13 protein-coding genes are annotated in these 18626 nt (G+C 69.3%); 12 read left to right on the top strand and 1 reads right to left on the bottom strand.

Annotated elements, in window-relative coordinates; translation table 11 throughout:
* Positions 1–56: 56 nt before the first annotated feature.
* The 6 genes from trpB (at position 57) to FEZ32_RS11790 (ending at position 9685) form a co-directional block, all read left to right on the top strand.
* Positions 57–1343, top strand: coding sequence for a tryptophan synthase subunit beta (gene trpB, locus FEZ32_RS11815; RefSeq protein ID WP_051238275.1), 1287 nt, complete (start codon positions 57–59; stop codon positions 1341–1343).
* Positions 1340–2185 (top strand): tryptophan synthase subunit alpha, encoded by an 846-nt coding sequence (gene trpA / locus FEZ32_RS11810; RefSeq protein ID WP_138680669.1) that lies wholly within the window; start codon positions 1340–1342, stop codon positions 2183–2185. The genes trpB and trpA overlap by 4 nt, the downstream gene beginning before the upstream one ends.
* The gene (gene lgt / locus FEZ32_RS11805) at positions 2182–3087 is read left to right on the top strand and encodes a prolipoprotein diacylglyceryl transferase (protein ID WP_051238276.1); all 906 of its coding nucleotides are present in this window, start codon (positions 2182–2184) and stop codon (positions 3085–3087) included. The genes trpA and lgt overlap by 4 nt, the downstream gene beginning before the upstream one ends.
* Before the next feature lie 186 nt (positions 3088–3273).
* A complete protein-coding gene (gene gltB, locus FEZ32_RS11800; protein WP_138680668.1) occupies positions 3274–7794 on the top strand; it encodes a glutamate synthase large subunit in 4521 nt (1506 codons plus the stop codon).
* On the top strand, positions 7787–9256 hold the full coding sequence (locus FEZ32_RS11795; protein ID WP_138680667.1) for a glutamate synthase subunit beta: 1470 nt from the start codon (positions 7787–7789) through the stop codon (positions 9254–9256). Before gltB ends, FEZ32_RS11795 begins: the two co-directional genes overlap by 8 nt.
* 87 nt (positions 9257–9343) lie before the next feature.
* Positions 9344–9685, top strand: a complete 342-nt coding sequence (locus FEZ32_RS11790; protein ID WP_097798881.1) for a hypothetical protein — start codon at positions 9344–9346, stop codon at positions 9683–9685.
* Here the strand turns inward: FEZ32_RS11790 and FEZ32_RS11785 are convergent.
* The gene (locus tag FEZ32_RS11785; RefSeq protein WP_097798880.1) at positions 9663–10352 is read right to left on the bottom strand and encodes an HdeD family acid-resistance protein; all 690 of its coding nucleotides are present in this window, start codon (positions 10350–10352) and stop codon (positions 9663–9665) included. The genes FEZ32_RS11790 and FEZ32_RS11785 overlap by 23 nt on opposite strands.
* 88 nt (positions 10353–10440) lie before the next feature.
* On the opposite strand from FEZ32_RS11785, the gene dnaE reads away from it, so the two are divergent.
* The 6 genes from dnaE to hisH all read left to right on the top strand — a co-directional run bounded on the left by dnaE (position 10441) and on the right by hisH (position 18542).
* Positions 10441–14013: a DNA polymerase III subunit alpha gene (gene dnaE / locus FEZ32_RS11780; protein ID WP_097798879.1), complete on the top strand. Its 3573-nt coding sequence runs from the start codon at positions 10441–10443 to the stop codon at positions 14011–14013.
* A gap of 3 nt (positions 14014–14016) precedes the next feature.
* Entirely contained in the window at positions 14017–14697 is a 681-nt protein-coding gene (locus FEZ32_RS11775; protein ID WP_175415787.1) for a hypothetical protein, read from the top strand.
* A gap of 9 nt (positions 14698–14706) precedes the next feature.
* Positions 14707–16011: a histidinol dehydrogenase gene (hisD, locus tag FEZ32_RS11770; protein ID WP_138680666.1), complete on the top strand. Its 1305-nt coding sequence runs from the start codon at positions 14707–14709 to the stop codon at positions 16009–16011.
* Positions 16008–17207: a histidinol-phosphate transaminase gene (locus FEZ32_RS11765; RefSeq protein WP_036981477.1), complete on the top strand. Its 1200-nt coding sequence runs from the start codon at positions 16008–16010 to the stop codon at positions 17205–17207. The genes hisD and FEZ32_RS11765 overlap by 4 nt, the downstream gene beginning before the upstream one ends.
* On the top strand, positions 17204–17824 hold the full coding sequence (gene hisB, locus FEZ32_RS11760) for an imidazoleglycerol-phosphate dehydratase HisB (protein ID WP_097799861.1): 621 nt from the start codon (positions 17204–17206) through the stop codon (positions 17822–17824). Before FEZ32_RS11765 ends, hisB begins: the two co-directional genes overlap by 4 nt.
* Positions 17825–17915: 91 nt before the next feature.
* Positions 17916–18542: an imidazole glycerol phosphate synthase subunit HisH gene (gene hisH / locus FEZ32_RS11755; RefSeq protein WP_036981481.1), complete on the top strand. Its 627-nt coding sequence runs from the start codon at positions 17916–17918 to the stop codon at positions 18540–18542.
* Positions 18543–18626 lie beyond the last annotated feature (84 nt).

The raw sequence follows: 18626 nt of genomic DNA, 5'->3' as shown, positions 1-18626 counted from the left end.
CCGCCCCCGCCCAGCGGCCCTCGCCGCCGGGCACTCGTCCTACGGAACGCGAGAACATGTCACCTTCCAGCACATCTCCTGCACCCCGAACCCCGGACACCGGGGCACCGGCCCAGGTGCCCGACGCCACCGGCCACTTCGGCAGATTCGGCGGCCGGTTCGTCCCCGAGGCCCTGCAGGCCGCCCTGGACCAGCTCGACCGCACCTTCGAGGAGGCGATGGCCGATCCGGCCTTCGCCACCGCCCTGGACGACCTGCGTCGCAACTACGCCGGACGGCCCAGCCCTCTCACCGAGGCCCACCGGTTCGCCGAGCACTGCCACGGGGCCCGGGTCTTCCTCAAGCGCGAGGACCTCAACCACACCGGTTCGCACAAGATCAACAACGTCCTGGGGCAGGCTCTGCTGGCCCGCCGGATGGGCAAGCACCGTCTGATCGCCGAGACCGGTGCCGGCCAGCACGGCGTCGCCACCGCCACCGTCGCGGCGATGCTCGGGATGAAGTGCCGGGTCTACATGGGCAAGGTCGACACCGACCGGCAGGCCCTCAACGTCGCCCGGATGCAGCTGCTGGGCGCCGAGGTGGTGGCCGTGGAGGCCGGCTCCAAGACCCTCAAGGACGCCATGAACGAGGCCATGAGGGACTGGGTGGCCCATGTCGACGACACCCACTACCTGATCGGCACCGCCTCGGGCCCGGCCCCCTTTCCCAAGGTTGTCAAGCAGTTCCAGCGGGTCATCTCGATCGAGTCCCGCGAGCAGATCGAGATGATCACCGGCTGCCTGCCCGACGCCATCTGCGCCTGCGTCGGTGGCGGCTCCAACGCCATCGGCTCCTTCGCCGAGTACATCGCCGACCCCTCGGTCAAGCTGTTCGGCTTCGAGGCGGGCGGCGAGGGAGTGGCCACCGGCCACCACGCCGCCTCCATCACCGGGGGATCGGTGGGGGTGCTGCACGGCACCCGGACCTACATCCTTCAGGACGAGGACGGCCAGACCGTCGAGTCCCACTCCATCTCGGCCGGCCTGGACTACCCGGGGGTGGGCCCCGAGCACTCCTGGCTGGCCCGCACCGGCCGGGCCCAGTACCTGCCCATCGACGACGACGAGGCGATGGAGGCGCTGCGCATCCTCACCGAGTCCGAGGGGATCATGCCCGCCATCGAGTCGGCCCACGCGGTCGCCGGGGCGATGAAGATCAGCAAGGACCTGGCGGGCAGGAACGGCAATCCGCCGGTCATCATCATCACCATCTCCGGGCGCGGGGACAAGGACGTCGACACGGCGTTGAAGTGGTTCGGCATCGACGGCAGCGTCGACGCCACGACAGGAGGCATGAAGTGAGCAGCAGCGGCGAGGCCTACCGGGTCGCACGAGCCGAGAACCGGGCCGCCCTGGTCGGCTACCTGCCGGTCGGCCATCCCAGCGTCGCCGACTCCCTGAAGGCGATGAAGGCGCTCACCGAGGGGACCACCGGCGTCGGTGTGGACCTCGTCGAGATCGGTCTGCCCTACTCCGACCCGATGATGGACGGCACCGTCATCCAGCACGCCACCACCGCGGCGCTGAGCCGCGGGGTGCACACCCGCGACGCCCTGCGCGCCGCCGAGACGGTCTCGGCCACCGGGACCCACTGCGTCGTGATGACCTACTGGAACCTCATCGAGCACTACGGTGTCGACGCCTTCGCCCGGGATCTCGCCTCCGCCGGCGGATCGGGCCTCATCACCCCCGATCTGACCCCCGACGAGGCCGACCAGTGGTTCGAGGCCTCCGACGCCCACGGCCTGGACCGGATCTTCCTGGTGGCCCCCTCGTCCACCGAGGAGAGGCTCGCCCGGACCGTCCACGCCTGTCGCGGCTGGGTCTACGCCACCAGCGTGATGGGGGTCACCGGCGCCCGCAACCAGACCTCCACCGCCGCCCCCGAGCTGGTCGCCCGGGTCAAGGCCGTCGATCCCGACATCCCGGTCGGGGTCGGGCTGGGGGTCTCCAACGGCGACCAGGCCGCCGAGATCGGATCCTTCGCCGACGGCGTCATCGTGGGTTCGGCCCTGGTGCGCACCCTGGTGGAGGCCGACGAGTCCGGGGAGGGGGCCGACGCCGGCATCGAGCGGATGCGGCTCATCGTCGACGATCTGGTGGCCGGTGTGCGTCGCGCCCGGGTCACCGAGGGAGCACGGTGAGCCCAGCCTCGCTGAGCGGTCCGGCGGCGCTGTCGATCCCCAGTCCCCCCCTCAGCCAGTTCTCCCTGGGTCCGGTGACGATCCACATCTATGCGCTGTGCCTGCTGACCGGCATCGTGGTGGCCTACCTGCTGGGCCGGCGTCGCTACCGCGACCGCGGCGGCACCGATGACGACTTCGAGGCGGTCGCCCTGTGGGCGGTGGTCTTCGGGATCGTCGGCGCCCGGGTCTACCACGTGATCACCGATCACGAGCTCTACTTCGGCCCCGGACGCCAGTGGTACCGCGCCTTCTTCATCTGGCAGGGCGGCCTGGGAATCTGGGGATCCATCACCGGCGGCGCCCTGGCCGTGCTGTGGGTCTGCCACCGCCGCGGACTCACCTTCGGCCCGATGGCCGACTCACTGGCCCCCGCCCTGCTGCTGGCCCAGGGGATCGGCCGGCTGGGCAACTGGTTCAACCAGGAGCTCTTCGGCTCCCCGACCACCCTGCCCTGGGGCCTGCGGATCGATCCGGCGCACCGTCCCGCCGGCTACCTGCAGTACCAGACCTTCCACCCGACCTTCCTCTACGAACTCATCTGGAACGTCCTCGGCGCCCTGGCCCTGCTGTGGATCGACCGGCACTGGCGGCTGGAGCGCGGTAAACTCTTCGCCCTCTACGTCGTCGTCTACACCTTCGGCCGGTTCTGGGTGGAGAGGCTGCGGATCGATCCGGCCAACCACCTCGGTGGCTGGCGCCTCAACTCCTACACCTCGGTGATCGTCTTCACCGCCGGCCTGATCTGGTTCTGTTGGCTGCTGCGCTACCGGCCGGGGGCCGATCCGCGACCGGTGCGGGTGCCGCAGCCCGCGCCACCGGCGGACGATCACGAGGAGTCCGGCGCCTCCGAGTCCCGGTAGTGTCACAGAGTGACCACCGGGGGTCTCAGAGTGCGAACCACTGTTTCATCTGCTGGGCGCTCTGTGGCACTCTGGCCGGTACCTCGCGGAGTGGCGATCTGTAACACGTCCGTAACTGTCCACCTGAATGCTGGAATGTGGACCGCTGGGCCCACACCGCCGGGCGGAGTCTGAAAGGAGACCCGGATGACCTTTGGCCATCTCCCCAAGCAGGGGCTGTACGACCCCTCCTTCGAGCACGACGCCTGTGGTGTCGCATTCGTCGCCACGATGACCGGCGTCGCCAGTCACCAGATCGTCGAGCAGGCCCTCGAGGTGCTGCGCAATCTCGACCACCGCGGTGCCACCGGCGCCGATGCGGCGGCAGGCGACGGTGCCGGGATCCTCCTCCAGGTCCCGGACGCCTTCCTGCGCCGGGTCACCGGACTGCGGCTGCCCGAGCCGGGCTCCTACGCCGTCGGGATGGCCTACATGCCGACCGACGAGGCCCAGCGCGCTCGCTCACGTGCGGTGATCGAGTTGATCGCCGCCGATGAGGGCATCGAGGTGCTCGGCTGGCGCGAGGTGCCGGTGCGTACCGAGACCCTCTCGCCGATCTCGCTGTCGACCATGCCGCACTTCGAGCAGGTCATGGTGCGGGCCCGCGACGGCCGGGTCGGGATGGACCTGGAGAGGCTGGCCTTCGTCCTGCGGCGCCGCGCCCAGCACGAGGCGGGGGTCTACTTCGCATCGCTGTCCGCCCGCACACTGGTCTACAAGGGCATGCTCACCACCAACCAGCTCGCCGAGTTCTTCCCGGAGCTGGGGGACGAGGACCTCACCAGCGCCCTGGCCCTGGTGCACTCGCGGTTCTCCACCAACACCTTCCCCACCTGGGAGCTGGCCCATCCCTTCCGGATGATCGCCCACAACGGCGAGATCAACACGGTGGCCGGCAACCGGAACTGGATGCGCGCCCGGGAGGCCCTGCTCAAGTCGGACCTCATCCCCGGGGAGCTGTCCCGGCTCTACCCGATCTGCACCCCCGGCGGTTCCGACTCGGCCTCTTTCGACGAGGTACTGGAACTGCTCCACCTGGGCGGCCGCTCGCTGCCCCACGCGGTGCTCATGATGATCCCGGAGGCCTGGCAGAAGAGCGAGCACATGGACCCCCGGCTGCGCGACTTCTACGCCTTCCACTCCTTCCTGATGGAGCCCTGGGACGGCCCGGCCTGCGTCACCTTCACCGACGGCAACCAGATCGGTGCGGTGCTGGACCGCAACGGCCTGCGCCCGGCCCGGTACTGGGTGACCTCCGACGGACTGGTCGTCTTCGCCTCCGAGTCCGGGGTCCTGGAGATCCCCACCCACAAGGTGGTGCAGAAGGGCCGGCTGCAGCCCGGACGGATGTTCCTGGTCGACCTGTCCCAGCACCGGGTGGTCGACGACTCCGAGATCAAGGCCACCCTGGCCGAGGGAGCCCCCTACGGCGAGTGGCTCAAGGGGACGATGAATCTCGACGAGATCCCCGACCGGCCGCACATCGTCCACTCCCACTCCTCGGTGACCCGTCGTCAGCAGCTCTTCGGCTACACCAACGAGGACGAGAAGGTCCTCATCGCCCCGATGGCCAACAACGGCGTCGAGGCCCTCGGATCGATGGGCGACGACACCCCGCTGGCCGTCCTGTCGAACCGCTCGAGGATGCTGTGGGACTACTTCTCCCAGCTCTTCGCCCAGGTCACCAACCCGCCTCTCGACTCGATCCGCGAGGAACTGGTCACCTCCCTGACCGGCTCCATCGGACCGGAGGCCAACCTGCTGGATCCCGGCCCCGACTCCTGTCGCCAGCTGGTCATCAACTACCCGATCCTGGACTCCGACCAGCTGGCCAAGATCGTCCACATCAACGCCGACGGCACCCACCCGGGCCATCAGACCCATGTGGTGCGCGGGCTGTTCCAGGTGGAGCAGGGCGGCCAGGGCCTCGCCGACCGGATCGAGGAGATCCGCGACGAGGTCTCGGCCGCGATCGAGGACGGCGCACGGATCATCGTGCTGTCGGACCGGCACGCCACCAAGGAGCTGGCCCCGATCCCGTCCCTGCTGCTCACCTCCGCCGTCCACCACCACCTGGTGCGCCAGAAGACCCGCACCCAGGTGGGGCTGGTGGTGGAGGCCGGTGATGTCCGCGAGGTGCACCACGTCGCCCTGCTGATCGGCTACGGAGCCTCAGCGGTCAACCCGTACCTGTGCTTCGAGACCGCCGAGGACATGGCCCGCCACGAGACCTTCGTGGGAGTCACCCCCGAGACCGCGATCCACAACGTCTACAAGGCGCTTGGCAAGGGCGTGCTCAAGGTGATGAGCAAGATGGGCGTCTCGACCATCTCCTCCTACACCGGTGCCCAGATCTTCGAGGCCACCGGCCTGTCCCAGGACTTCATCGACGAGTACTTCACCGGCACCACCAGCCGGATCGAGGGAATCGGGCTGACCGAGATCGCCGCCGAGATCCAGCGCCGGCACCGCCGCGCCTACCCGGAGACCGGGGTGCGACTGCCGCACCGCACCCTCCCGGTGGGCGGCCACTACCAGTGGCGCCGCGAGGGGGAGGACCACCTGCTCAACCCGGAGACCGTCTTCCGGCTCCAGCAGGCCACCCGCACCGAGGACTACGAGCAGTTCAACCGCTACACCGATCTGGTCAACGAGAAGTCCGCCCATCTGATGACCCTGCGCTCCATGCTGGAGTTCCGCCACGACCGTCCGCCGGTCCCGATCGAGGAGGTCGAGCCGGAGTCGGCGATCGTCAAGCGGTTCGCCACCGGGGCGATGAGCTACGGCTCGATCTCAATGGAGGCCCACCAGACCCTGGCGATCGCCATGAACCGGATCGGCGGCAAGTCGAACACCGGCGAGGGCGGCGAGGATCCCGAGCGACTCCACGACCCGCAGCGCCGCTCGGCGATCAAGCAGGTCGCCTCGGGCCGGTTCGGGGTGACCAGCGACTACCTGGTCAATGCCGACGACCTGCAGATCAAGATGGCCCAGGGCGCCAAGCCCGGCGAGGGCGGTCAGCTGCCCGGTCCGAAGGTCTACCCGTGGATCGCCCGGACCCGTCACTCGACCCCCGGGGTCGGACTGATCTCCCCGCCCCCGCACCACGACATCTACTCGATCGAGGACATCAAGCAGCTCATCCACGACCTCAAGTGCGCCAACCCGCGTGCCCGTGTGCACGTCAAGCTGGTGGCCGAGGCGGGGGTCGGCACGGTGGCCGCCGGAGTCTCCAAGGCCAAGGCCGACGTGGTGCTCATCTCGGGACACGACGGCGGAACCGGAGCCGCCCCGCTCACCTCGATCAAGCACGCCGGAGGTCCCTGGGAGCTCGGCCTGGCCGAGACCCAGCAGACCCTGCTGGTCAACGGGCTGCGCGACCGGATCGTCGTCCAGTGCGACGGCCAGCTCAAGACCGGCCGGGACGTCCTCATCGCGATGCTGCTGGGAGCAGAGGAGTTCGGCTGCGCCACCACCGCCCTGGTGGTGGAGGGCTGCATCATGATGCGCAAGTGCCACTCCGACACCTGCCCGGTCGGGATCGCCACCCAGAACCCCGAGCTGCGCAAGAAGTTCGCCGGCAACCCCGACCACGTGGTGACCTTCTTCATGTTCATGGCCCGTCAGGTCCGTGAACTCCTCGCCGAGCTGGGATTCCGCTCGGTGGAGGAGGCGGTCGGCCACGTCGAGGTGCTCAAGGCCCGCACCGGCATCACCCACTGGAAGGCCCGGGGGCTGGACCTGTCCCCGGTGCTGGCCCAGGTCGAGGTGCCCTACGGCCAGACCCTGCACCACCGCATCAACCAGGACCACGACCTCGAGGACAGCCTCGACGTCACCCTGATCGACCTGGCCGCACCCGCTCTGGAGAACGGCGAGCAGGTGCACGCCCGACTGGCGATCCGCAACGTCGACCGGACGGTCGGCACCATGCTCGGCAACCGGGTCACCCGGGCCACCAACGGCAGGGGACTGCCCGAGGGGACCATAGCCTTCACCTTCGACGGCACCGCCGGCCAGAGCTTCGGCGCCTTCCTGCCGGCCGGGGTCACCCTCAAGCTGGTCGGTGACGCCAACGACTACGTCGCCAAGGGACTGTCCGGGGGCCGGATCATCGTGACCCCGCCCGAGGACGTGGTGTTCCGTCCCGAGGAGCAGATCATCGCCGGCAATGTCATCGGTTACGGTGCCACCAGCGGCCAGATCTTCCTGAGGGGACTGGTCGGCGAGCGGTTCTGCGTGCGCAACTCCGGGGCCGCCGCGGTGGTCGAGGGGGTCGGCGACCACGGCTGCGAGTACATGACCGGGGGAGAGGCCCTCGTGCTGGGACCCACCGGGCGCAACTTCGCCGCCGGGATGTCCGGCGGCGTCGCCTGGGTGCTGCACCTGGACCCGACCCGTCTCAATCCCGAGATGGTCGACGGAATGCCCCTCGAGGACTCCGACCTGGTGAGAATCCGGGAACTGCTCACCGCCCATCTGGAGGCCACCGGGTCGACGGTCGCCGCCGGCCTGCTGGACGCCGATGACGAGACCCTGTCCAAGGACTTCACCAAGGTCGTGCCCCGCGACTACGCCCGCATCCTGCGCGTCGTCGACGAGGCGAAGACCCAGCACCTGGACGAACACGACACCACCGAACTGCTGATGGAGGCTTCCCATGGCTGATCCACGCGGATTCATCAAGTACCCCCGCGAGGTTGCCGAGCGCCGACCGGTCGACGAGCGGCTGGAGGACTGGAAGGAGGTCTACCCGGGCACCCCCGGCCACGCCCTGCTGCCGATCATCACCGACCAGGCCGCCCGGTGCATGGACTGCGGCATCCCCTTCTGCCACTCCGGCTGTCCGCTGGGCAATCTCATTCCTGAGTGGAACGACCTGATCTGGCGCGATGAGTGGCGCGACGCCCTGGAACGGCTGCACGCCACCAACAACTTCCCGGAGTTCACCGGGAGGCTGTGCCCGGCTCCCTGCGAGACGGCCTGCGTGGAGGGGATCAATCGCGATCCGGTCACCATCAAGAACATCGAGGTGGCGATCATCGACAAGGCCTGGGAAGACCGTCGGGTGATCCCCGAGGTGCCCGACTGGCACTCCCTCAAGACCGTCGCGGTGGTGGGATCGGGCCCGGCCGGACTGGCCGCCGCCCAGCAGCTCACCCGGGCCGGTCACACCGTGGTGGTCTACGAGCGCGCCGACGCCATCGGCGGGCTGATGCGCTACGGGATCCCCGAGTTCAAGCTCGAGAAGGCGGTCCTGGACCGCCGGATCAAGCAGATGGACCTGGAGGGCACCGTCTTCAGGACCAACACCGAGATCGGCGTCGACATCACCGGCGAGGAGCTGCGCGAGCGGTTCGACGCCGTCGTGCTGGCGATCGGCTCGACCACCCCGCGCGATCTGGGGGCCCCGGGCCGTGAGCTCGGCGGGATCCACCAGGCGGTGGAGTACCTCACCCAGAACACCAAGGTGGTCCACGGTGCGGTGATCCCCGACCAGGTGGTGGCCACCGGCAAGGACGTCATCGTCATCGGCGGCGGCGACACCTCCAACGACTGCCTGGGCACCGCCCTGCGGCAGGGTGCCCGCTCCGTCACACAGCTGGAGATCATGCCCCATCCGCCGGCCAGCCGTCCCGCCGGTCAGCCGTGGCCGACCTACCCGATGATCTACCGGGTGGCCAGCGCCAATGAGGAGGGCGGCGAGCGGGTGTACTCGACCAACACCCTGGAGTTCCTCGCCGACGAGCAGGGCAATGTGCGCGCGCTCGAGGTGACCGAGGTGCGCCGCGAGGGTCGCAGCTTCGTGCCGGTGCCCGGCACAGAACGGGAGCGGCCCGCCCAGCTGGTGGTCCTCGCGATGGGATTCACCGGGCCTCAGAAGGAGGGCCTGGTCAACGAGCTCGGCCTGGATCTGGACGCCCGCGGCAACATCTCCCGCAGCGACGACTACTCCACCTCGGTCCCCGGCGTCTTCGCCTGCGGTGACGCGGGGCGCGGCCAGTCGCTCATCGTGTGGGCGATCGCCGAGGGCCGCTCGGCGGCCAACGGGGTCGACGCCTTCCTGTCGGGGACGCGGTCCGTGCTGCCCCGCCCGGTCGATCCCTCGACCCGCCAGCTGATGGTGTGACGCCGGTCACTGCGGCCCAGACGGCTGTGGCCCGTCCCCGATCGGGGACGGGCCACAGCTGTCTCAGGGGCCGGTAGGGTCGGGGCCATGGCCAGCAGTTCACACAGTGTTGATGGGCCGGAGCAGGTTGATGGGCCGGAGCAGGCTGCCGGGCCGGATCCGGCCGGCGCGGCTCACGCATCCAGGCTGAGAGCCACCCGACGGGCCGCCCTCATCGGCGCGATCGGGTTCGTGGTCTCCGACCTGGTGATCGTGGCGGTCGGCGAGGCCAATCTGGTCTTCATGATCGCCAGCATCACCAGTGGGCTGTTCTTCCTGGTGCTGCTCTACGCCCTGGTGAGCTGGGGCTACCTGAGATCGGTGGCCCGGGCGGCACGCCTGGACGCCGAGCTGGACGCCCAGGAGATCACTCGACCCGACCCTCGATGACCGGGCCGTCACCGGGACCCCCCGAGGAGGAGTCGCGATGGGATCCTGTCGAGTCCTCGGGGACCACCTCGCCCTCGATGACGGTCGGTGTCGCGGAGGCACCCGCCCGCCCGATCACACCGGTGAGATGGCGCATCCCGACGGCCAGCCCGATGTGGGCGGCGCCGTAGACCATCACCCCCAGGCCGATCAGCCAGCCCAGCGCCGCCACCCCGAAGCCGGGATGGACCAGGCCGATCACACCGAGCACCAGGCAGACCACACCCGCCGCCAGCGGCCACAGCCAGGCCCGCCGGGTGAGCGGCATCAGGGGCACCGCCACCAGGGCCAGGCCGAGCCCCACCAGCGTCACCCAGGCCGCCGTGAGCACGACCAGAACCCGCAGCAGCGGGCCGGGGTGCCACAGCATCAGCAGACCCATCACGATTCCCGCCACCCCGAGCAGCGCCATCAGGCGGGAGCCGGGCAGGCCGCGCATCGCACGGGCATTGACCAGACTGATGACCGAGTCGACGAGCACGTAGATCCCGAGCACCACCACCAGGGTCACCACCGTGGGACCGGGCCACACCAGGGCGACGATGCCCGCCGCGACGGCGAACAACCCCTTGATCATCGGTAGCCACCACAGGGAGCTCAGGGTTCGCGTCAGCGTCGGTGTCGACATGGTTCCAGGATATGGGTCGCACGGACGCACCCAAGACGCTTCGGGCAGGGGCTATCGTGTTGGCGATCCCGACCCGAGAGGCGCATCCGTGGCACGGTCCGACTTCGTTCATCTGCACACCCACACCGAGTACTCGATGCTCGACGGCGCGGCCAGCAACGAGAAGCTCTTCGCCGAGGTGGCCCGACAGGGGATGCCCGCCGTGGCGATGACCGACCACGGCAACATGTTCGGCGCCTACGAGTTCTTCCAGCTCGCCAAGAAGTACGACGGGACCAAGAACCCGCTGGTCAAGCCGATCATCGGGGTGGAGGCCTATGTCGCCCCCAGCAGCCGGTTCTCCAGGGTCCAGGAGTTCTGGGGACGCGGCCGCGGCCAGCTCGGGGATCCGGACTCCGAGGGCGGCAAGGACGTCTCCGGCGGCGGCCGCTACACCCACATGACGATGTGGGCCAGGAACGCCACCGGACTCCACAACCTGTTCAAGACCTCCTCGCTGGCCTCCTACGAGGGCTACTACATGAAGCCGCGGATGGACCGGGAGCTGATCTCCCGCTACGCCGAGGGGGTGATCGGCTCCACCGGCTGCCCCTCAGGAGAGGTCCAGACCCGGCTGCGACTGGGCCAGTTCGAGGAGGCCTGCGAGGCGGCTGGCGCCTACCAGGAGATCTTCGGACCCGAGAACTACTTCTGCGAGCTGATGGACCACGGCGTCCCGATCGAGCGCGAGGTGCGCGCCGACCTGCTGAAGCTGGCCGCCAGGTTGGACATCCCGCTGCTGGCCACCAACGACTCGCACTACGTCACCGAGGACCAGGCCGACGCCCACGACTCCCTGCTGTGCGTCGGGGTGGGTCGCAACAAGGACGACCCCAACCGGTTCCGGTTCAACGGCTCGGGCTACTACATCAAGACCTCCGAGCAGATGAGGCAGCTGTTCCCCGACCATCCCGAGGCCTGCGACAACACCCTGGCGCTCACCGAGATGATCGAGCCCTACGACGAGGTCTTCAGCTACGTCGACCGGATGCCCCAGTTCGACGTCCCGGAGGGGGAGACCCAGGAGTCCTGGCTGCGCAAGAAGCTCAAGAAGGGACTCGCCGAGAAGTTCGGACCCAACCCTCCCCAGGCGGTCCTGGAGAGGGTCGAGACAGAGCTGGCGACCATCGAGCCGCTGGGCTTCTCCTCCTACTTCCTGGTGGTCTCCGACATCTGCGACGCCGCCCGCTCGATGGGGGTCCCGGTGGGGCCGGGCCGAGGTTCGGCGGCCGGCTCGATGGTCGCCTATCTCACCGGGATCATCCAGATCAACCCGCTGGAGCACGACCTGCTGTTCGAGCGGTTCCTCAACCCGGAGCGGGTCAACCCGCCCGACATCGACCTGGACTTCGACGACCGCCAGCGCGACCGGGTGATCGACTACGTCACCCACAAGTACGGCGAGGAGTACACCAGCCAGGTCAACACCTTCGGCAAGATCAAGGCGAAGAACGCCGTCAAGGACGCCAACCGGATTCTCGGCTACCCCTTCGCCCTGGGCGACCGGATCACCAAGGCGATGCCCGCCGATGTGATGGGCAAGGGGGTCCCGCTGTCGGGGATCTTCGATCCCGAGCACCCCCGCTACTCGGAGGGGGCCGAGTTCCGCGCCCTCTACGAGGAGAACGGCGACGTCCACAAGGTGGTCGACACCGCCAAGGGGATCGAGGGGCTGATCCGCGGCACCGGCGTCCACGCCTGCGCCTTCATCCTGTCCAGCGCCAAACTGCTCGACCTGGTCCCGATGCACCGCCGCGACAAGGACGGCACCATCATCGCGGGCTTCGCCTATCCCCAGCTCGAGGAGATGGGGCTCATGAAGATGGACTTCCTGGGCCTGCGCAACCTCGGCATCATGGACCACTGCCTCAAGATCATCCGCGCCAACCGTGGCGAGGAGGTGGACCTGCAGAAGCTCCCGCTGGACGACGCCAACACCTACTCGCTGCTGGCCCGCGGCGACACCCTCGGCGTCTTCCAGCTCGACGGCACCGCGATGCGCTCCCTGCTGCGCCTGATGGGGCCCACCAACTTCGACGACATCATTGCCGTCATCGCGCTGTACCGGCCCGGCCCGATGGGCGCCAACGCGCACATCAACTACGCCGAGCGCAAGAACGGCCGCCAGCCCATCACCCCGATCCATCCCGAGCTGAAGGACGCCCTCGACGAGATCCTGGCACCGACCTACCACCTGATCGTCTATCAGGAGCAGATCATGTCTATCGCCCGCAAGCTGGCGGGCTACACCCTGGGCGGCGCCGACCTGCTGCGCCGGGCGATGGGCAAGAAGAAGAAGTACATCCTGGACGAGAACTTCGTGCCCTTCCAGGCCGGGATGCGCAAGAACGGCTACTCCGACGAGTCGATCCAGGCGCTGTGGGATGTCATGGTGCCCTTCGCCGGGTACGCCTTCAACAAGTCCCACGCCGCCGGCTACGGGCTGGTGTCCTACTGGACGGCCTACCTCAAGGCCAACTACCCGGCCGAGTACGGCGCCGCGCTGCTCACCAGCGTCGGCGACGACAAGGACAAGATGGCCATGTACCTGGCCGACATGAGGGCCCAGCACATCAAGGTGCTGCCCCCCGACGTCAACGCCTCCTCGCTGGCCTTCACCGCCGTCGGCACCGACATCCGTTTCGGGCTCGGCGCCATCCGCAATGTCGGCGAGCACCTGGTCGACTCGATGATCGAGGCCCGCGAGGCGCACGGCCCGGCCCACGACTTCTTCGAGTTCCTCGACAACATGCCCATCGACGTGTGCAACAAGAGGGCCATCGAGTCCCTCATCAAGGCCGGCGCCTTCGACTCGATGGGCCACTCCCGCCGCGGCCTGATGAATGTCTACGAGAAGGCGGTGGACGCCGTCATCGACCTCAAGCGCAACGAGGCCAACGGCCAGGACGACCTGTTCGGGATGGGAGGTGGATCCGAACCCGCCCAGCTGGGGGTCGAGAGGGTGGTGCCCGAGGAGGACTGGGACCGCCGCACCAAACTCGCCTTCGAGCGCGACATGCTCGGGCTCTACGTCTCCGACCACCCGCTGCACGGCCTGGAGTCGGCCCTGGAGGCCGAACGGGACATCCCGATCGCCAATCTGATCGCCCCCGACGGACCCCGCGAGGGCCAGTACGAGATCGCCGGAATGGTCACCCAGATCGTCCGGCGGACCACCAAGAACGGTGACATCTGGGCCTCGCTGACCATCGAGGACCTGGATGCCGCGATCACCGTCGCCTGCTTCCCGAAGGTCTACCAGCGGGTCGAGCCGCTGCTGGGGGTGGACACCATCCTCAAGATCCGCGGCCGGGTGCGCGAACGTGACGACACCGCCGAGATGGCCGCCTCCGACGTGTGGATCCTCGATCTCACCGAGTCCGGGAACGCACCGGTGACCATCTCGCTGAGATCGGGCCGCTGCACCCCGAAGGTGGTGGCGGACCTGAGATCGGTGCTGCGCCGCCATCCCGGCGCCTGCGAGGTGCACCTGCAGCTCCAGGAGCCCAGTCGCCAGACCACCGTCTTCCGGTTGGCGGACGCCCTCAAGGTGACCAGCGACCAACCCCTGATGGCCGACCTCAAGGCCCTGCTCGGGCCCTCCTGCATCCCGGGACGGTGACAGATGTCCACCTCAAGTGAATCCACCCGTCCCGCGACTCCCTCCAGTCCGCCGGCCCCCCAGCGAGCCAGGGCGGTGGCCTCCACCCATCCCCTGGTGGCCCGCGCCGCCGACAACGCCCTGCTGCTGCGCCGGATCGTGCTGCTGCTGGGGGTCAGCGTCGTGCTCGGCGGGCTGTCCGGTCTGGTGTGGAACGCCTCCACCAGGCTGCCGACCTACACCATCGCCTCCGACGGATCGGCCAGCATCACCGAGCGCGGACTGGCCGGGGTGTTCTCCTCCGACGCCGGGTACTGCCTCACCGGGCTGGTCGCCGGCCTCCTGCTGGGCCTGGTGACCTGGTGGTGGTTCGGCCGCCGGGGCGCCCTGGTGGTGCCGCTGGCCGCCGTCTCGGCCCTGCTGGCCTCCCTGGTCTGCTGGTGGATCGGCGTGCTGGTCGGTCCCGACGGGTTCGCGGTGCGGATCTCGGGGGCCAGGGCCGGCGACGTCGTCCCGATCGATCTGGCACTGCGCAGCTGGACGCCCGTGCTGGTGTGGCCCTTCGCCGCCCTGCTGCCGGTGCTGGTGATGTCCCTGCTCGGCTGGGACGCCGCCGAGCGACGGGCCCGGTCCTCACGTCCGGTTGCACCGGCCGAGGTGACCGCACCCAGAGACGGATCGCAGGTCACCGACCGCGATCACTAAGCTGGTGATGTGATTCGCACCGTGGACCTCACCGACACCGACCCAGACGACTACCGGACCATCGTGCCCCGTGCCGATGTGGACGTCGACTCGGCCATGACGGCCGTCGTCGACGTCTGCCATCAGGTGCGCACCCGGGGCGAACAGGCGCTGCGCGAGTTCAGCGCCAAGTTCGACCACGTCGAACCCGAGTCGCTGAGGGTCCCGGTCGACGCCCTGGCCCGAGCCGCCGAGGAGCTCAGCCCCACCCTCCGATCCGCCTTCACCGAGTCCATCCGACGCCGCCGGGAGGTGTGCGAGGAGGCCGAGCTGGAGACCTCCTCGGCCCCGGTGGAACTGGCCCCGGGAGCCGAGGTCAGCCAGCGCATCATCCCGGTCGAGAGGGTCGGCCTCTACGTTCCGGGCGGGTTCGCCCCGCTCGCCTCCAGCGTCATCATGAACGTCGTCCCCGCCCAGGTGGCCGGGGTCTCCTCGATCGCGGTGGCCTCCCCGCCCCAGGCGGAGTTCGGCGGGCTGCCGCACCCCAACATCCTCGCTCTGTGCGAGATCCTCGGCATCGACGAGGTCTACGCAGTGGGCGGCGCCCAGGCGATCGCGATGTTCGCCTACGGGGTGCCGGACCTGTGTCCCCGCGTCGACATGGTCACCGGACCCGGCAATGTCTTCGTGGTGGCCGCCAAGCGCCACCTGCGCGGGGTGGTCGGCATCGACTCGGAGGCCGGTCCCACCGAGATCGCCATCCTGGCAGACCAGACCGCGGACCCGCGCTTCGTGGCCGCCGATCTCATGAGCCAGGCCGAGCACGACCCGCTGGCCGCCGCCGTGCTGGTCACCGACTCGCCGCAGCTGGCCGACAGGGTCCGCGAGGAGCTGGAGCCGATGGTCGCGGCCACCCTGCACACCGACCGGATCCGCACCTCGCTGGGCTCCGAGCAGTCGGCGATCGTGCTGGTCCGAGACATCGACCAGGGTCTGGCGGTCGTCGACGGATACGGGTCCGAGCACCTGGAGATCCAGACCGCCGACGCCGAGAAGGTGGCCGCCCGGGTGCACAACGCCGGGGCGATCTTCGTCGGCCCCTGGTCCCCGGTCTCGCTGGGGGACTACTCGGCCGGCTCCACCCACGTGCTGCCCACCGCCGGCTCGGCGGCCTACTCCTCGGGACTGTCGGTGCGCAGCTTCATGAAGGCGGTCCACGTCATCCACTACGACAAGCAGGGCCTGGACCAGCTCTCGGCCCCCGTGGAGGCCTTCGCGCTCGCCGAGAACCTCCCCGGCCACGCCAACGCCATCACCGTCAGGAGGGGCCGATGAGTTCCGACGCCGTGCCCACCGCCATCGCCCGGGTGAACCCGATCACCCTGGCCGAGCTGCCGTTGCGCCCCGAACTGGTGGGGGAGGAGCCCTACGGCGCCCCCCAGCTGGACGTCCCGGTCTGTCTCAACGTCAACGAGAACCCCTACCCGCCCTCCGAGGCGGTGCGTCGCGACATGGCCCACGAGGTGGCCAGACAGGCCGCCGGGCTCAACCGCTACCCCGACCGCGAGGCGACCGGGCTGCGCACCGATCTGGCCGAGTACATCGGGTTCGGGGTGGGGGCCGACCAGGTCTGGCCGGCCAACGGCTCCAACGAGGTGATGACCCAGATCCTCCAGGCCTTCGGCGGGCCGGGTCGCACCCTGCTGACCTTCACCCCCACCTACTCGATGTATCCCGAGTACGCCCGCAACACCCACACCGACTACGTCACCGTCCCCCGCGACGAGTACTTCGGCCTGGACGCCGAGCGGGTCCTCACCGCGATCCGGGATGTCAGGGCCGATGTGGTCCTCATCACCACCCCCAACAATCCGACCGGCACCGCCACCCCGGTGGCCGTCATCGACGAGGTGTGCGCCGGGACCGACGCCATCGTGGTGGTCGACGAGGCCTACCAGGAGTTCAACGACACCCCCGAGGACTCCGCGATCGCCCTGCTGCCCAAGTACGGCCGACTGATCGTGGTGCGCACCCTGTCGAAGGCCTTCGCGCTGGCCGGCGGCCGGGTCGGCTACGCGGTCGCCGCCCCCGCCGTGATCGACGCGCTGCGGATCGTCCGGCTGCCCTACCACCTGTCGGCGACCACCCAGACCGTCGCCCGGGTGGCTCTGCGGCACGCCCCCGAGATGCTGGCCAGGGTGGACGAGCTGCGCGAGACCCGGGCCGGGATGGAGGAGTGGCTGCGAATGCGCGGCTTCGCCGTGGTGCCCAGCCAGTCCAACTTCCTGCTCTTCGGACGATTCGTCGACCGCCACGCGGTGTGGGCCGAGTTCCTCGAGCACGGCGTCCTGATCCGCGAGGTCGGCCCCGAGGGGTACCTGCGGGTGTGCGCCGGTACCCCCGCCGAGGTCGACGCCTTCCAGCGCGCGGTCCTGGAGATCGCACCCCACGCCGAGATGATGAAGGTCGCCGACTCAGAGGCGATCAGCTCCAAGAAACATGTCCGCACCTCCTCCCAGGGACGGTCCTGATGAGTCGCACAGCACACGTGGTCCGCAACACCTCGGAGTCCCAGGTCGACGTCTCGATCGATCTGGACGGCACCGGTGAGTCGACCATCTCGACCGGGGTGGGGTTCTACGACCACATGCTCACCGCCCTGTCGAAGCACTCCGGGATCGACATGCGGATCCGCACCACCGGGGACCTGGAGATCGACGGCCACCACAGCATCGAGGACACCGCCATCGCGCTGGGTCAGGCGATCGGTGAGGCGCTGGGGGACAAGGCCGGCATCACCCGCTTCGGGGACGCCACCGTCCCCCTGGACGAGGCGCTGGCCCAGTGCGTCGTCGACGTCGCCGGTCGACCCTATGTGGTGTGCAGCGGGGAGCCGGAGTCCCAGGTCACCGTGCGGATCGGCGGATCCGGGGTGGCCTACCAGGGGTCGATGACCTACCACGTGGTGGAGTCCCTGGCCACCAATGCCGGGCTGTGCGTGCACCTGCGACTGCTCGCCGGACGCGACCCGCACCACATCTGCGAGGCCCAGTACAAGGCCCTGGCGCGGGCTCTGCGGATCGCCCTGGCCCCCGACCCCAGGATGGCCGGGCGGATACCCAGCACCAAGGGCACCCTCAACGCCTGAACAAGGCCCAACGCCTGAAACAACGCTCAACGCCTGAACCGTGCCCGGGGCCCCTGTCGGGCCGCCCCACAGATGTCACAGGAGGTAACTCATGACCGCGGTGGTGAGAGTCGGGGTCATCGACCACGGCTCGGGGAACCTGCACTCGGCCTGCCGGGCGCTGTCCCGGGCCGGCGCCGAAGTGGTGCTGTCCTCGGCCGTCGACGAGCTGGAGCGCACCGACGCCCTGGTGCTGCCCGGGGTCGGCGCGCTGGCCTCCTGCATGGCCGGACTGCGGGCGATGGGAGGCGACGAACTGGCGGCCGGCTGGGTCGACGCCGGACGTCACCTGCTGGGCATCTGCGTGGGTCACCAGATGCTCTTCGAGGACGGCGAGGAGCGCGACCAACCGGTCGGATGCCTCGGGCTGCTGCCCGGATCGGTGAGCATGCTGCCCGCCGAGAGACTGCCGCACATGGGATGGAACACCGTCACGCCGTGCCCCGGCAGCCGGCTGTTCGCCGGCATCGAGGACCAGCGGTTCTACTTCGTGCACTCCTACGGGGTGCTGGTCGACTCACCGCACACCGGGATCACCACCTGCCGCCACCAGGACGCCGAGTTCGTGGCGGCCACCGAGCTCGGCCCGATCTGCTCCACCCAGTTCCACCCCGAGAAGTCCGGGGCGGCCGGCGCCCGACTGCTGAGGAACTGGCTGGACCTCCTCGACGAGGACTGAGTCGACCGGCACCGGTCGGGTCCGTGGCGTCCACCGGGCCGCGATGTGTCGCGAACCGGCCCGATCCACTCCCATTGGTAGGGT

It is taken from the genome of Acidipropionibacterium jensenii, assembly GCF_005890135.1.
Lineage (GTDB): Bacteria > Actinomycetota > Actinomycetes > Propionibacteriales > Propionibacteriaceae > Acidipropionibacterium > Acidipropionibacterium jensenii.
The sequence above is the reverse complement of the archived record's forward strand: the minus strand, read 5'-3'. Positions and strand labels throughout refer to the sequence as shown.

Bases quoted from the DNA above. Each gene is read 5' to 3' on its own strand.
- trpB (WP_051238275.1), top strand. From the start codon at position 57: ATGTCACCTTCCAGCACATCTCCTGCACCCCGAACCCCGGACACCGGG.
- gltB (WP_138680668.1), top strand. From the start codon at position 3,274: ATGACCTTTGGCCATCTCCCCAAGCAGGGGCTGTACGACCCCTCCTTC.
- FEZ32_RS11795 (WP_138680667.1), top strand. From the start codon at position 7,787: ATGGCTGATCCACGCGGATTCATCAAGTACCCCCGCGAGGTTGCCGAG.
- FEZ32_RS11790 (WP_097798881.1), top strand. From the start codon at position 9,344: ATGGCCAGCAGTTCACACAGTGTTGATGGGCCGGAGCAGGTTGATGGG.
- FEZ32_RS11785 (WP_097798880.1), bottom strand. From the start codon at position 10,352: ATGTCGACACCGACGCTGACGCGAACCCTGAGCTCCCTGTGGTGGCTA.
- FEZ32_RS11775 (WP_175415787.1), top strand. From the start codon at position 14,017: ATGTCCACCTCAAGTGAATCCACCCGTCCCGCGACTCCCTCCAGTCCG.
- FEZ32_RS11765 (WP_036981477.1), top strand. From the start codon at position 16,008: ATGAGTTCCGACGCCGTGCCCACCGCCATCGCCCGGGTGAACCCGATC.
- hisH (WP_036981481.1), top strand. From the start codon at position 17,916: ATGACCGCGGTGGTGAGAGTCGGGGTCATCGACCACGGCTCGGGGAAC.